We start from the raw sequence: 14,980 nt of genomic DNA, 5'->3' as shown, positions 1-14,980 counted from the left end.
CCCTGAAGGGGCAAAGGCCGCCATGCTTCACAACGTCACATCAGGCGATGGTGAGCCCGGCCGGGGTGGTACAGGTCGACGTCCAGACGTCCCGGTCCCCGTACTCGCCAATGCAGGCCTCGTAACACACGTAAGATCGAGATTGACCTGCTGGTGATCTTGAACACGCGGCCGACAGGTTAACGGAAGGGGAACTCCACAGGCAACTGTAGGGTACATTCGTTCAGCAATGTCCCTCCTGTCTGTCATTTCCGCGGAACGGCCGAACGGGGCTGTCTCGGAGGCGAGTTGTCGCAGCGAGTCCACCGCCCACGACTCCGTCCGATCGCCGCTACGGAATTCCCGACCCGAGGGAAGCGGAATACACCTGCCACGCCCGAAGGAAACCGAAGAATCGCCGTGGCGGACCTTGCCGGCAAGAACCGGCAAGAACCCGAAGCACCCGCTGAACGCGTTATTCAACGCCGAAACACGCATTCAGCGAGCGGATATCCAGGCGAACAGGGAAAGGGCCTCAGCGTCCCTCGCCCAGTGACTCCAGTACCGCCTTCGCGGCATTGTGACCCGGCACCCCGCTCACCCCGCCGCCGCGCACCGCACCCGCCCCGCACAGCAGCACGTTCGCGTGCCGGGTCTCCACGCCCCAGCGGCCCGTGCCCTCCTGGGCGTAGGGGAAGGCGAGGTCACGGTGGAAGATGTTTCCGCCCGGCAGGCGCAGGTCCCGTTCCAGGTCGAGCGGGGTCTTCGCCTCGATGCACGGGCGTCCGTCCGCGTCGGTGGCCAGACAGTCGGCGAGCGGCTCGGCGAGGTGCGCGTCGAGCTGGGCCAGCGTCGACTTCAGCAACTCCTCGCGTACGGCGTCGTTGTCCCGTTCGAAGAGCCGGGCGGGCGTGTGCAGACCGAAGAGCGTGAGGGTCTGGTATCCCCGCTCGACCAGATCCCGGCCGAGGATGCTGGGATCGGTGAGCGAGTGGCAGTAGATCTCGGAGGGCGGCGCGGCGGGCAGCTCACCGGCCGCGGCCTGCGCGTGGGCGGCCGCGAGCTGCTCGTACCCCTCCGCGATGTGGAAGGTCCCGGCGAACGCCTCGCGCGGGTCGACGGAGGTGTCGCGGAGTCTCGGCAGCCGCTTGAGCAGCATGTTCACCTTGAGCTGGGCGCCCTCTGCGGGGGTGGGCGGCTCGTCCCCGGTGAGATGCGCGAGCTCCTGGGGCGAGGCGTTCACCAGGACATGACGGGCCGCGACGACTCCCTCGCCGTCGGCGGTCCGGTAGGTGATCTCGGCGGACGCGCCGTCCGTGTCGATCCGCAGCACCTCGTGGCCGGTCTCGATCACGGCACCCGCCGCGCGCGCGGCGCCGGTGATCGCGTCGGTGAGGGCGCCCATCCCGCCGACGGGCACGTCCCAGTCTCCCGTGCCGCCGCCGATCACGTGGTACAGGAAGCACCGGTTCTGCCGCAGCGACGGGTCATGGGCGTCGGCGAACGTGCCGATGAGGGCGTCGGTGAGGACGACACCGCGCACGAGGTCGTCGGCGAAACGCTCCTCGACGGCGATGCCGACCGGCTCCTCGAAGAGGATCCTCCAGGCTTCCTCGTCGTCGACGCGCGCCCTCAACTCCTCACGGGTGGGCAGCGGTTCGGTGAGCGTCGGGAACACGCTCTTCGCGACGCGGCCGGTCATCCCGTAGAAGCGCTGCCACGCCTCGTACTCGCGGTCCGAGCCGGTCAGCCGGGCGAACGCCTCGCGGGTGCGTCGCTCGCCGCCGCCGACGAGCAGCCCGGTGGGCCGTCCGTCGCGCTCGACGGGGGTGTACGAGGAGACCGTCCGGCCCCGGACCCGGAAGTCGAGTCCCAGGTCCCGCACGATCTTCCGGGGCAGCAGGCTGACCAGGTACGAGTAGCGCGACAGCCGGGCGTCGATCCCGGCGAACGGCCGGGTGGACACGGCGGCGCCACCGGTGTTCCCCAGGCGCTCCAGCACCAGCACCGACCGCCCGGCCCGGGCCAGGTAGGCGGCGGCGACGAGTCCGTTGTGGCCTCCGCCGACGATCACGGCGTCATATTGCTCGTGTGCAGGCATGCCTCTTCGTAGCACGTGATGATCTACGTCGGCCAGGGGTGCGCGGCAAGCGGCGGCACCGCGAACGGCGGGCCCGTCAGCGCGGCCGACGGGTGTTCAGGCGGGCGGCCTGGCGTGTCAGATGGTCACGCTCGGCCAGGTCGGGCGCCTTGTGCGCCGCCTCCGCGTACAGCCGTGCCGCTCTCACCAGGTCACCGTCGCGCTCGTGGAGGTACGCGGCCACGGCGGTGTGGCGGGGCAGGGAATCGTCCAGGGCCGCGAGAGCGGCCAGGCCGGCGCGCGGTCCGTCGGCCTCCCCGACGGCCACCGCGCGGTTGAGCCGGACGACGGGACTGTCCGTCAGGCGCGCGAGCTCGTCGTACCACTCGACGATCTGCGTCCAGTCGGTCTCCTCGGCGGTGGGGGCGTCGGCGTGGAGTGCCGCGATGGCGGCCTGGGCCTGGAACTCGCCCAGCCGGTCGCGGGCGAGGGCCGCCTGGAGGATCGCGACGCCCTCGGCGATCGCCCGGGTGTCCCACCGGCCGCGGTCCTGCTCGGCCAGCGGCACCAGACTGCCGTCGGGCGCGGTCCGCGCGGCGCGCCGGGCATGGTGGAGCAGCATCAGGGCGAGCAGCCCCGCCACCTCGGGGTGGTCGACCTGGGCCGCCATCTGCCGGGTGAGCCGGATGGCCTCGGCGACGAGGTCGACATCGCCGGAGTAGCCCTCGTTGAAGACCAGGTAGAGGACGCGCAGCACGGTGGCGACGTCGGCGTTCCGGTCGAAACGCACGCCGGAGACGGTGCGCTTGGCCCGGCTGATGCGCTGCGCCATGGTCGCCTCGGGCACCAGATAGGCCCGGGCGATCTGCCGGGTGGTGAGCCCGCCGACGGCGCGCAGGGTGAGCGCGACGGCGGAGGACGGTGTCAGCGAGGGGTGGGCGCAGAGGAAGTAGAGCTGGAGCGTGTCGTCCACGGCGATCGCGGGTGCCGCGGCCGGTTCCTCCTCGACGAGGTCCTCGCGCCGGCGGCGGGCGGTGTCCGCCCGGGTCGCGTCGAGGAACCGGCGCCAGGCCACGGTGACCAGCCAGCCCTTGGGGTCGCGCGGCTCGTCGTCCGGCCAGACACGGACGGCCTCGACGAGCGCGTCCTGCACGGCGTCCTCGGCCGCCGCGAAGTCGGCTCCGCGGCGGACGAGGACGGCCAGCACCTGCGGGGTGAGGCTCCGGAGCAGGGCCTCGTTCATGGGCGAGGTCACTCCGTGACGGTGGGCGGCTCGGTCAGGAACGGGCGCAGTTCGAGCCACTCGTGGATCGGCTCGCCGCCCGCGCCGGGGGCGGCCGACAGTTCCCCGGCCAGCGCGACGGCGCGCTCGTGGTTGTCGACGTCGATCACCATCCAGCCGGCGATGAGGTCCTTGGTCTCGGCGAACGGGCCGTCCGTGACCGGCGGGCGCCCCTCACCGTCGTAACGGACCCACTGTCCCTCGGGGGCGAGCGCCTGACCGTCGACGAACTCGCCGGTCTTCTCCAGGCGGGCCGCGAAGTCGTTCATGTACTGCATGTGGGCCGAGATCTCCTCGGGCTTCCACTGGTCCATGGGCACGTTGTTGACGGCGTCCGGGGCGCCCCGGTAGTGCTTGAGCAGCAAGTACTTGGCCATCGTGATCTCCTCGGTACTGGTGGGACCCATTGTGGTCGCCTTCACTGCTGGGACGGAGCGGACCACAGGTTCTCGACATCGTCGGCCAAGATTTTTTGGCTCGCGTGGAAAACGCGGGTCAGCGGCCCTTCCGGGGGACGGGCGCCGCACCCGATCGGGCGGTCAGCGTCCCGTGGCCGCCCGCCGCTGCCGCAGTGCGGCCACCCTGCGGTACAGCTCCGCCGCCTCCTGTCCGTGCCCGAGCTGCTCCAGGCAGTGCGCCTCGTCGGTGCGGCCGGCGAGGGTGTCGGGATGGTCGGCGCCGAGCACCCGCTCACGGGCGGACGCGACCCGCCGGTACTCGGTGAGGGCGTCGGCCCAGCGCCCGAGCCAGCCGAGTCCGACGGCGACCTCGCGGCGGCTGACGAGGGTGTCGGGATGGTCGGGGCCGAGAGCCCGCTCGCGGATGGCGCACACGTCACGGGCCTCTGTGAGGGCCTCCTCCCAGCGGCCCAGCCGGCCGAGGTTCACGCCGAGCCCGTGCCGGGCGCGCAGGGTCTCGGGATGGGAGGCGCCCTGGGCGCGGGTGCGGTCGCCGACGAGCGAGCGGTACAGGTCCAGCGCCTGCGCGCTGCGGCCGAGTCTGCCCAGGCAGATGCCCACCTCGTAGCGGGCGGCGAGGGTGTCCTGATGGTCGGGGCCGAGCGCCCTCGCACGAGCCGCCGCCACCTCCTGGTAGGTGTGCAGCGCCTCGGGCCAGCGCCCCAACTGTCCCAGCGCGTAGGCGACTTCGTAGCGGGTGACGAGCGTGTCGGGGTGGTCGGGGCCGAGCACCCGGGCCCGGGCCGCGGCGACCTCGGCCGCCATGCGGTACGAGTCCTCCAGGCGTCCGAGCCTGCTGAGGTTGAAGGCCAGGTTGTGGCGGCAGCGCAGGGTGTCCGGATGCTCGGGGCCCATGGCGCGCTCGCGGGCGGCGAGCACCGACGTGTAGGCCTGGTGCGCCTCGACATGACGACCCAACTGGCCCAGCACATAGGCCATTTCCTGTCGCGCGGCCAAGGTGTCGGGGTGGTCGACGCCGAACACCCGCTCTCTGGCCTGGGCGACATGCGCGTACTCGCCGAGTGCCTCGCCGGGGTGTCCGGTGCGGCTGAGGGTGAAGCCGAACTCGTACCGGCTGGCGAGCGTGTCCGGGTGGTCGGGCCCGAGCAGCCGCTCCCGTTCGGCGGCGACCGAGCGGTGGATCTCTCCCGCCTCGGTCCACCGGCCGAGCCGTCCGAGGTTCAGTCCGGCGTTGTGCCGCCCGGCCAGTGCGGTGACCGACTGCGTCGTGGGAGCGGGTCGTTCGCCCCGACCGGGGAGGGGCGGGACGGCGGCGGAGGGGCGGGTCGTCCACTCGCCGGTGAGTCCGGCGGACGCGTCGGGCGGGGTGCCGCGCCATTCCGCGCCGGTGGCCTTGTGGCCGGTGGTCATGCCCTGGGTCCAGGACGGCAGCCGGGGTGCGCGGGAGGGCGGTCGGTCGGGCCGGGCCGGGAACCGCGGTGCCGTGGAGTGCCGTTCGGCGGCGGGGTGCGACGGGGCCGGGGCGACCACCGTCGGCACGTACAGCGGTGTGCTGCGCCCGGCGGTGATGCGCCGGGCGAGTTCGTGGGCGTCCCGCGGGCGCTGCTCGGGCCGTTTGGCGAGCAGGTCGAGGATGATCCGCTCCAGGTACTCGGGGATCTCGGCGCGGTGGCTGCGGGGCGGCTCGGGCACCGAGTCGCGGTGGCCGACGAGGATGGCCCAGGCGTCGCCGAGGTCGAACGGCGGGGCTCCGGTGGCGATCTCGTAGAGCACGCAGCCGAAGGAGTAGAGGTCGCTGCGCTGGTCGACCTCCGAGCCGCTGATCTGTTCCGGCGACATGTAGTGCGGGGTGCCCATCGCGACGCCGGTGCCGGTGAGCCGCGAGGTGAACCCGATGTCGTGGCCGAGCCGGGCGATGCCGAAGTCGCAGATCTTCACGGTGCCGTCCGTCAGCCGCATGATGTTCGCCGGCTTCAGGTCACGGTGCACGATGCTCTGCTGGTGGGTATAGGCGAGCGCGGCGGTGACCTGGTCGGCGATGTCGACGACTTCGTCGACCGCGAGCGGGTGCCGGTTCTCTTCCAGCAACTGGCCGAGGTTGTGTCCCTCCAGCAGTTCCATCACCAGGTACAGCACCCCGTCGGACTCGCCGAAGTCGTGGACGACGGTCACTCCGCGGTGCTGAAGGGCCGCCGCGACCCTGGCCTCGCGCCGGAACCGTTCCCGCAGGACGCGGGTGAAGGACGGGTCGTGGTGCGGGCCGAGCGGCTTCAGGCACTTGACGGCCACCTGGCGGCCCAGCGACTCGTCCCGCGCCCGCCACACCTCGCCCATGCCGCCGCGCCCGATCGGATCGAGGAGCCGGTACCGGCCCTGGATCAGCCTGCTCTCCGCCATCTCGTGTGATCGCCCCCGTCGCTGCTCGGCCCCGAGCCCGCCCCCGGGCCTCGTCCAGTATGACGAGCCGTCTGCCCAGTTTGTACGGCGCCGGAGGCGAGCCGGGGCCGAGCCGTGACACGGCCGGGAGATTGTTCCCGGGCGGGAGCCGCCGGCACGGGCGCGCGGGGACACAGCGCGCCGTGGTGCCCATGACACACGGCTCCGGTTCCCGTCGGCACGCGGCGGTGCGGCCCTGCCCGGAGCGTATGGGCGCACGACGACAGGCCAGCGCGCACGCCCCCGGCCGCGCGCCCCCTCGGTGACGTACGCGCTGGTGACCACGGCGGGTGGACCGGCGGGCGCGCTAGAAGGTCGCCGGGTCCCGGCACGTTCGCGAGGAGGCACCTACGGAAGCGCAGCCACGTACGGGAGCAGGGGAGCAGGCACGTACGGGACGAGGAGCGGCAACCGCCGGGCGTCACGGCGGGGTGGCCACCGCCCGGCCGATCATGTCCACCATCGAGTCGACGAGCGCCGCGTCGGGCAGTCGCTGTTCCCCGATCATCCGGAAGAACAGCGAGGACGCGACCAGGGTCGCGGCGTCCCCCAGGTCGACGTCGGGCCGCACCTCGCCCCGGGCGACACCGCGTTCCAGCAGCTGCCGCGTCTGGCTCATCACCCGGGCCGTGTAGTCGCGATAGGCGGCCGGCTCCGCACCCGCTTCGGCGGCGGTGCCGATCACCCCGGCGAGCAGGCGGGCGACACCGGGCTGCCGGTACGCCTCCATGCGCGCCATCAGGACGGCGCGCAGCTCGGCACGGAAGTCGCCCATGTCCGGCAGGCTCAGCGACCCGATCCGCGATTCGGCGGCGGCGATGACGAGGTCCTGCTTGGTGGGCCAGCGCCGGTACATCGCCGGCTTGCTGACCCCGGCGCGGGCGGCGACGGCGTCCATGGTGAGCGCGCTCATGCCGCTCTCCGTGACCAGCGCCAGGACGGCCTCCAGCACCGCCGCGGTGACGTGTTCCTGCCGCGGCCGTCCCGGCCCCCTCCGCTCGTGTCCCACCCGCTGTTCCGCCATGCCGCGACCCTAGTCGACGCGCCTCGGCGGGCCGTACCGGCTCTGGCGGGAAGTTCTGAATGGTGGTTCACTTCTTCTATGCCCTACCGCAAGACGCCTTCCGAGGTCCGCCGGCTGGAAGCCGCCCGAGAGCACCTCATCGCCCGCGCGACGGCGGTCGTCGCCGAGGTGGGCTGGGCTCAGGCGTCGGTGACCGCGGTCGCCGACTCGGCGGGGATCTCGGCCGGCTCGGTGTACCAGCACTTCCCTTCCAAGGCGGCACTCGCCGTCGAGGTGTTCCGGCGCGCCGCCGGACGGGAGGTGGAGGTGCTCGGCGCGGTACTGGACGGCGAGGGCGACCCCGTCGAACGGCTCACTCGCGGGATCGAGGTGTTCGCGCGCCGGGCCCTGGAGAACCGCGGTCTGGCCTACGCCCTGCTCGCCGCCCCGGCCGAGGCCGCGGTGGGCGCCGAACGCCTTGAATTCCGGCGCCGCTACCGCGCGTTGTTCGCCGCGGTGGTGCAACAGGGCATGGCGGCGGGCCTACTGCCCGCCCAGAACGGCGCGATCACCGCCGCGGCGCTCACCGGCGCGATCGGCGAGGTTCTCGTGGACCCGCTCGGTGCCCCGTCCGAGCACACCGCCGACGAGCTCCTCGCGGAGCTCACCGCCATGGCCCTGCGGTGCGCGGGCGCCCCCGCCGCCCCGATCCTGTCCGACGGGCCTTAGGGCGTGTCTGTCCGCACGGTCTCGCCTGCCCGGCAACGTGCGGCCACCCCAGGGCCGGACGCCCCGCCGACCGGAGAGCAGCGTCGAAGCCGGTCGGTCCCGACCCATCCCGGTGGCACCCTCGCACGCGTCCCCGTCCAGTCCCGGTGGCAGGCCCTCGCACCGCGCCCCCGACCGGTCCCCCGGTGGCAGGCCCTCGCACCGCGTCCCCGACCGTCCCAGCCGACCCGCACACCGGAGGTTCCCGCATGTCCGTGACCACCGCGGCGCACAGCCGTCCCACCGCCGTGACGCACGAAGTGACCAACCAGCCACCGCCGTTGACAGGTCACGACCCCGCGGCCGACCCCGTTCTGCTGGAAGGTGTGAGCCGCGAAGGCGCTTCATGGCACCTCGACGACCTCCACCGGTTCGGCCGGTTCGTCGGCAGCGCGGAGGCACAGACGTGGGCGGACCAGGCCAACCGGCACGAGCCCGAACTGCGCACCCACGACCGCTACGGCCATCGCGTGGACGAGGTCGAGTTCCACCCCGCGTACCACTCGCTGATGGACGCCTCCGTGAGCGAGGGTCTCGCGGGTGCCGCCTGGGCCGACGACCGCTCCGGCGCCCATGTCGCCCGGGCCGCGAGCTTCATGCTGGCCACGATGCTGGAGGCCGGGCATCTGTGCCCCGTCTCCATGACGTACGCGGTGGTCCCCGCCCTGCGCCACTCCCCCGAACTCGCCAAGGTCTACGAGCCCCTGCTCACCAGCCGCGTCTACGAATCCGGCCTGCGCACCCCAGCCGAGAAGCCCGGCCTGCTCGCCGGGATGGGCATGACCGAGAAGCAGGGCGGCAGCGACGTACGCGCCAACACCACCACCGCGACCGAGCGGAGCGACGGCACCTGGCGGCTGCGCGGCCACAAGTGGTTCACCAGCGCCCCGATGAACGACCTCTTCCTCGTCCTCGCGCAGGCACCCGGCGGGCTCTCCTGTTTCCTGGTGCCGCGGGTGCTGCCCGACGGCAGTCGCAACACCTTCCGTGTGCAGCGGCTCAAGGACAAGCTCGGCAACCGCTCCAACGCCAGCAGCGAGCCCGAGTTCGACGACACCGTGGCCTGGCTCGTCGGGGCCGAGGGCAAGGGCGTGCGCACCATCATCGACATGGTGACCATGACCCGCCTGGACTGCGTGCTCGGCTCCGCCGCCGGTACCCGCGCGGCCCTCGCCCAGGCCGCCCATCACGCCCGTCACCGCTCCGTGTTCGGCGCCAAGCTGATCGACCAGCCGCTCATGCGCAACGTCCTCGCCGATCTGGCACTGGAGTCGGAGGCCGCCACCACCCTCGCCCTGCGGCTGGCCGGCGCCGCGGACCGCGCGCAGCGCGGCGACTCTCAGGAGCGCGCCTTCCTGCGCCTGGCCACGGCCGTCGGAAAGTACTGGGTGTGCAAGCGCCAGCCCGCCGCCGTCGCCGAGGCCCTCGAATGCCTCGGCGGCAACGGCTACGACGAGGCGTCCGGCATGCCCCGGCTGTACCGCGAGGCCCCGCTCAACAGCATCTGGGAGGGCTCCGGCAACGTCAGCGCCCTCGACATGCTGCGCGCGCTCACCCGGGAGCCCGACTCGCTGGAGGCGTTCCACGCGGAGATCGAGGCGGCGACCGGCGCCGACGCGCGATTCGACGCCGCCTGGCGGGAGTTGCGGGGCGAACTCGTCCTGACGGAGGACGCGCCGCTGCGCGCCCGCCGGGTCGCCGAACGGGCCGCTCTCGTCCTCCAGGCGTCCCTGCTCGTGCGCCACGCGCCGCCCGCCGTGGCCGACGCCTTCTGCGCGTCGCGGCTGGCCGGAGACCGGGGGCTGGCGTTCGGAACGCTGCCGCCGGGGACGGACTTCGCGGGGGTGCTGCAACGGCTCCCGGCCTGAGGCCACGGGTGGCCAAGGTCGGCCGTGCGAGGATCGCGACGTGAATGATCTACAGTTCCGCCTCGCCGAGACCGCCGACCTTGCCACGCTGGTTCGTCTGCGCGACGACGCCGCCCACTGGATGCTCGCTCACGGCATCACCGGCCAGTGGCAGCCGGGCCAGTTGGACGAGGAGCATTTCCGCCGGGCCATGACGCGTGGTGAGGTCTGGATCGCCGAGGCCGACGGCCGCGTGGCCGGGGCCTGGGAGCTGTGGTGGGAAGACGAGGACGCCTGGGGACCACAGCCGCCCGTGGCCGGCTACGTGCATCGGCTGATGGTGGACCGCAGCAGCGCCCGGCCGGGAACGGGGCGGCTCCTCCTGCGCGCCGCGGAGCGCCGCGTCGCCGCGACGGGGAGAGGTACGGTGCGTCTGGACTGCCTGGCCGACAACGCGCGGCTGAACGACTACTACCTGGACGCCGGTTATCGGATCGTCGGACACAAGGCAGGCAAACCGCAGCCGGTCGGCGCACCCAAGTCATTCACGCTTCTCGAAAAACCAGTACCGACAACCGTCGACAGCTGAATCGCAGGGTGCGGCGCCGATCGGCTGCGTGCCCGACCGGGCGGCGACTGGCGGGGAGTCACGGGGAACGTCGGCGAGCAGTGCGAGAAACCGCACGTCAGCGTCTCGCCAGCGCAGCCCGGATGCCCATACGCGATCTTCCGAACCAGTGCTCGAACGTCCCCTCGTGGCCACCCCCCTACTGCCCTTGATCACAAGCGCAGTAGGGGAGATCCATTCCCATCTTCGCCGTGTGGAGGTCTTGCACCGCGTTCATCGGAATGCGTGCGACGGTGACGCACACCCTTTCCGGATTGGCCAGCCCGGTCCCCGTGACCGCTAGGTGAGGCTGATCGGCGACGGAGACCGTAGCAAGAACATCGAAGACATAGGATCCGTCCACCTCCTCGTAACCATCGGCCCAGATGTGGGCGAGCCCACCATTGACCATGCGCAGGTGCCAGAGCGAGGGAATGTCGTGAAGGTACACGACGAGCAGGCTAGACCCGGGAACAACGTGGTTGGTGGCCTTGTGGGTGACGGGCGAAGAACGCACCGCTCTCCTGGTCCCTATCATCGGACGCCTCCGGAAGAGTCCGTGGTTCTGACCGTCCGATGGCCCTCACTCCCCGGCTGCAAAGCGACCGATCAGGGCGATTCCGCCGCTGGTCATGACCCCCAACGGCTCCCCCTCACCTCCCGTCAGGCAGATGTCAGGACTGGTACCAGTCGTCTCCGCCGGTGCGCAGCGCGCGGCCGAGGTAGTCCCGCAGGCCACCGGCGACCCAGCGGCGGCTGTCGCTCTCGTGCTCCCAGACGAAGATGTCGGGACGCTCGGGCCTTTGCACGAAGGCGAATTGGTCGCCGCCTCCGTTGTCTCCGAAGAAGAGGAAAGCGTCGAAGGACATGTACAGCCGGGCGAGCGATGCGTCAGACCAGAAGAGAAGATTCTGCTCGACGATCTGGTCCAGGGGCCAGACAGTGTCCGTGTCGGTGTGTCCGATCACCCCGTCGCTTTCGAGGAGCAGCGCCCCCAGTTCGGCCGGCAGCCTCCGCCCGAGCCGCTCCTGCGCCACGGCAAGACCGGACTCCTGAACCGCCTCCCGCAGGCCCACACCGGGGAAGGTCTGTGCCGCTGTCTCTCTCCACATAGGTCCAAAGCCTACGGCGCGGGCGAGTTCAGCGATTTCGACGCTGACATCACGCACCTCCCGAACTGCCCGCCGCGGAGCGTGAGGTGCTCGTTCTCCGAGCCAGGCCCGGTGCGCCTGCACAAGCTTCGAGGGCCTAAAGTCGGTGCCCGTTACAGCCATTTGGGGCGCGGGGTGATGCCCGCGGAGAAGAGGGGGCCGATGTCGCACGACGATGGAACAAGCCCGACGCCGAGATCCGGCGCACCCACGTACGCGATGCTGACGGCCGAGGCGCGGCGCCAGGCGGCGCTGACCAGGCCCACGGCACGCAGCCGTCGCGAGGCGGACATCCGCAAGGTGCGATGGTGGCGGGTACGGACGCTGCGGACCATCTCAGGTCTGTCCACCCTGGCCACGGCGCTGGTCTTCACGCTTCTTCTGCTGGCGATCTGCTGGCTGGGCGGCCCCTCGATACTGCCCGACGCCTGGTTCCCGCTCGCGGTATCGGTCGGCATGGCGACTTTCGGGGTCTACCAACTCCGTGGAGCCGGTGGGGCGACGGCCAGGTCCTTGGCCCGTTCGGCCTGCGCGCCCGGGCCCGTGCCGAAGCGGTATGCCCTGGTGTACGACCCGCCCTGGGGCGGGATCGCCCTGCTGGTGCTGTTCCCGGCCGCCGGGGGCGACGACGACCGACCCGATGCGGTGCTGGAACTCAGGCCTCTGCTTCAGACTTGGCGCCGATTCCTGGGAACGGGCAAGCTCCCCGCCGACCTGCCTGTGGAGCCCGTCGGCAGGCTCGAACTCCATGGCCGAACGGACGGATTGCCGATGGGCGTCCCCTGGATTGACGGGCGGGCGTACTGGCCGAAGCGCTCCTACGGCCCTGATGATCTGATGGGTCAGGAAGGCCGAGCCTTGACGGCCCGACTGCTTGCGGACACCACCGAGGAGCCGGACACGATCGATTCCTGACGTCACCGCCCGGCCGCCGGGCCCGCTGTCCGGATGCCCAGGTCGGCCCATGCGCCTCGGATACGAGCCCGGGCCCTCGCCGACCGGGCAGCTCCGAGCGGACCCGGGACCGCCGAACTGCCGAGGAACGGCCACTCGGCAGCAGTTGCAAGGCCGACGTGGGCGATTTCGCTCGGCTCGACTCGATCGCCGCTTCAAGGTCCGAGATCAAAGTTCAGTCGTCCAGATCCCGACAGGATGGTCACTCGGAGGCAGCCACAACTGAGGCTGTGACTCGCGATGCCTTGCGTCAGCCTGCTCATCCCAGTGGAAGCGGCCCTTGGCATCAGGCCACGCGACTTGCAGCACGGGGAGGGGTGGCCGCCGGTAGAACCCGATCGCCTGCCCGAAGAAGGTCCGGTACCAGCCGCGATCAACCGGCCTGAGCGCGACCCGATGCCCGACGGCAACATCAGGATGGACCTGGCCATCCGCCAGTGCTTCTCCGGCGGCCGACTTCTCTCCGAGGGTGTTGAGCATGCGGTGCATGGCGTGGACATCGAGCCCGAACATGGCGAGTTCAGGTCCGCCGTGAGTGTGCGCGAGACCGATTGTGTAGGCGAATCCAGGACCGATCTCGTCTTCGGGAACCATCGCGACGTGCCATCCGTGCTGCTGCACATGGTCGATGATCGTCAGATCCATGCTGTCCGCTTCCTCCCGGTCGCCGTAGTCATGACAGAGGACGCAACGGCACTGGAACGGATCATCAGTCATGTCCGGAGGGTACGAGGTGAGCGTTCACGTCGAGCAACCGAGGTTTGCTCCCTGTCAATTGAACGACGTGATCGACTTCCCAAGGGAGAAGCCAAGCTGCACGGCCGTGCTGACGGCCGGTAACGTGACTGCCTGACAGCCACGTACGTTCCTTTGGAAAAGAAGTTCAGGGTGCACATCCTGGAAGATCCATCCGAGCTCTCGAGACGGGCGCAAGACCTCCTGTTTCGAACAGCCCGGCGTGAGTGCCCCGCTCGGTTCGGGCTGCCGATCGAACTCTGGCGAGTGCGCGATCACACGGGGAAACTCGTCCCCGCTCCCATGGACCTGATCATCCGGTGCGAGGGATTCGAGCAGAGGTTCGGAGGCCTGCGCTACGAGGTGCGCCGTAGCTGGGTTGTGAACAGGGACCGGTACGAGACCACCCGCGGGTGGGAATACGACCACTTCGGTCTGCGGACGGCAGCATGGCAGGACCCGGAAAGAGGAGGCTGGTACTTCGAATGGACCGGTGAGCGCGTGTCGAAGCCGTGCCGGGACTTGATCCACACTGACGGCAGTGTGGGCACCGACATCGACGGCGGCAGTGCCTACCTCCCTATTGCCCCGTCGCTCCTGCATCTGATCGAATCCCATGCCCTCACCGACACCGTTGCGACGTGGAAGCCATGGCCCATGGACAGCCTTGCCGTGTCGGCCCTTGAACTCCTCGACGGCCTGGTGGTGGTGCCTGAAGCCTCATGGGGTTCCTCGCAGTGGCGGCTGTCGGACACCGTTGCCGTCATGGACTACGACAGCTGGGACCACGAGAATCCGCGACGCCGGACGCTCGTCTGGTCGCGCGAAGAGGCCGGTCACCGTCAAGTGCAGGAAGTCCTGGACGGATGGCGTCCCACGATCAGAGCGACGCTGTGACCCTCAGTGGCACAGCCTTGTAGAGGCACCGGTCCCGGATCAAGGTCCACAAGGCGTTCACTCGGCCACGGGCAAGGACCATCTCGCCGCCGGAACGTAAGCCAACACAGTGCGGATCATTACCACGAGGGGGAACTGTGGCGGACTACGAGACTCACACGAACAAGGCCCAGGAGCTCCTGGACAAGGTTGACCCCAAGAGATTCCAGCGCTCAGAAACACTCGCCATCGCTGCTGCCCGTCACCATCAGCACGTCGGCGGGCGGCAGGCTTCTCTCTCACTTGCTTTTCCTGCAGTGGAGTTGTGCGTCGATCTGTCGTGCGGTCTTGGGGCCATTGCTGGTCCAGTACTCGCCGGCCTTCAGGTCCGCCTTGGAGATCGAGCGCAGGGTGAGAACGTCACCGCGGCCGTCGCCGGAGGGGTCCATGTAGCTCACGTCGAGGTTGCGAGGAACCGCGTGCTTCGCGAGGGGTGCCTTGTGGTGCTTGAATCCCTCACCGGACCAGAGCCTGACGAATCCGGCCTTGGCCTCGACTGCCGTCGGCTCGGAGGCCCACCACAGCACACGCGGGTTCGCGGGCTTCACGTCGTCGAAGTCCACGACTTCCACGCGCTGGATGTCGTCCGTGTCGCAGAGGGGAATCTTGACGACGATCGTCGCCCCGTCCATGCGAGCGCCGAACAAGGGAGGATCCGCCGGGTCCGTCGGGAACGTACCGCACCCAGTCCCTGCCAGCGCCAGCACGGCCAGGAGCACCGAGGGAACGGCACGTGAGCGAATCGTAACCATGTGTAATACCCCCTGCAAGCCGCCAGCTCGG

General features: G+C 70.6%; 14 protein-coding genes. 5 read left to right on the top strand and 9 right to left on the bottom strand.

The genetic code is table 11. From position 1 onward, the window contains the following. Positions 1–514: 514 nt before the first annotated feature. The 5 genes from ACF07B_RS31815 to ACF07B_RS31795 form a co-directional block, all read right to left on the bottom strand. A complete protein-coding gene (locus ACF07B_RS31815) occupies positions 515–2,080 on the bottom strand; it encodes a phytoene desaturase family protein (RefSeq protein ID WP_369480145.1) in 1,566 nt (521 codons plus the stop codon). Positions 2,081–2,156: 76 nt separating this feature from the next. After that, positions 2,157–3,302, bottom strand: a complete 1,146-nt coding sequence (locus ACF07B_RS31810; RefSeq protein ID WP_392181566.1) for an RNA polymerase sigma factor — start codon at positions 3,300–3,302, stop codon at positions 2,157–2,159. Between the two features lie 8 nt (positions 3,303–3,310). Beyond that, entirely contained in the window at positions 3,311–3,718 is a 408-nt protein-coding gene (locus ACF07B_RS31805) for a YciI family protein (RefSeq protein ID WP_369480187.1), read from the bottom strand. A gap of 162 nt (positions 3,719–3,880) precedes the next feature. Next, entirely contained in the window at positions 3,881–6,157 is a 2,277-nt protein-coding gene (locus tag ACF07B_RS31800) for a tetratricopeptide repeat protein (protein ID WP_392181514.1), read from the bottom strand. 460 nt (positions 6,158–6,617) lie between these two features. After that, positions 6,618–7,220 carry a TetR/AcrR family transcriptional regulator gene (locus ACF07B_RS31795; protein ID WP_392181513.1) on the bottom strand — a complete coding sequence of 201 codons (603 nt, stop codon included), beginning with the start codon at positions 7,218–7,220 and terminating at the stop codon, positions 6,618–6,620. A 78-nt stretch (positions 7,221–7,298) separates the two neighbouring features. On the opposite strand from ACF07B_RS31795, the gene ACF07B_RS31790 reads away from it, so the two are divergent. The 3 genes from ACF07B_RS31790 (at position 7,299) to ACF07B_RS31780 (ending at position 10,403) form a co-directional block, all read left to right on the top strand. Further along, entirely contained in the window at positions 7,299–7,928 is a 630-nt protein-coding gene (locus ACF07B_RS31790) for a TetR/AcrR family transcriptional regulator (protein WP_392181512.1), read from the top strand. Between the two features lie 248 nt (positions 7,929–8,176). Further along, complete coding sequence (locus tag ACF07B_RS31785) at positions 8,177–9,835, top strand: isovaleryl-CoA dehydrogenase (protein WP_392181511.1); 1,659 nt, start codon at positions 8,177–8,179, stop codon at positions 9,833–9,835. A 40-nt stretch (positions 9,836–9,875) separates the two neighbouring features. Then, entirely contained in the window at positions 9,876–10,403 is a 528-nt protein-coding gene (locus ACF07B_RS31780; protein ID WP_392181510.1) for a GNAT family N-acetyltransferase, read from the top strand. Positions 10,404–10,581: 178 nt separating this feature from the next. On the opposite strand, the gene ACF07B_RS31775 is transcribed toward ACF07B_RS31780, so the two are convergent. Together ACF07B_RS31775 and ACF07B_RS31770 are read right to left on the bottom strand one after the other, a co-directional pair. Further along, positions 10,582–10,872 (bottom strand): hypothetical protein, encoded by a 291-nt coding sequence (locus tag ACF07B_RS31775; RefSeq protein ID WP_369480139.1) that lies wholly within the window; start codon positions 10,870–10,872, stop codon positions 10,582–10,584. A gap of 223 nt (positions 10,873–11,095) precedes the next feature. Then, positions 11,096–11,533 (bottom strand): SMI1/KNR4 family protein, encoded by a 438-nt coding sequence (locus tag ACF07B_RS31770; protein WP_392181509.1) that lies wholly within the window; start codon positions 11,531–11,533, stop codon positions 11,096–11,098. Between the two features lie 258 nt (positions 11,534–11,791). Here ACF07B_RS31770 and ACF07B_RS31765 point away from each other — a divergent pair, with 258 nt between their 5' ends. After that, positions 11,792–12,487 carry a hypothetical protein gene (locus ACF07B_RS31765; protein WP_392181508.1) on the top strand — a complete coding sequence of 232 codons (696 nt, stop codon included), beginning with the start codon at positions 11,792–11,794 and terminating at the stop codon, positions 12,485–12,487. 207 nt (positions 12,488–12,694) lie between these two features. Here the strand turns inward: ACF07B_RS31765 and ACF07B_RS31760 are convergent, their stop codons facing one another. Then, entirely contained in the window at positions 12,695–13,243 is a 549-nt protein-coding gene (locus ACF07B_RS31760; protein WP_392181507.1) for a DUF4262 domain-containing protein, read from the bottom strand. 321 nt (positions 13,244–13,564) lie between these two features. Between ACF07B_RS31760 and ACF07B_RS31755 the strand changes: the two genes are divergently transcribed. After that, on the top strand, positions 13,565–14,158 hold the full coding sequence (locus tag ACF07B_RS31755) for a hypothetical protein (protein WP_392181506.1): 594 nt from the start codon (positions 13,565–13,567) through the stop codon (positions 14,156–14,158). A 278-nt stretch (positions 14,159–14,436) separates the two neighbouring features. Here ACF07B_RS31755 and ACF07B_RS31750 read toward each other — a convergent pair whose 3' ends face one another. Beyond that, positions 14,437–14,829 (bottom strand): hypothetical protein, encoded by a 393-nt coding sequence (locus ACF07B_RS31750; RefSeq protein WP_392181505.1) that lies wholly within the window; start codon positions 14,827–14,829, stop codon positions 14,437–14,439. Positions 14,830–14,980 lie beyond the last annotated feature (151 nt).

The sequence above is a fragment of the Streptomyces sp. NPDC015532 genome (assembly GCF_043078065.1).
In the GTDB taxonomy this organism is placed as follows: Bacteria; Actinomycetota; Actinomycetes; order Streptomycetales; family Streptomycetaceae; genus Streptomyces.
This window is presented reverse-complemented; position numbering and strand designations above follow the sequence as displayed.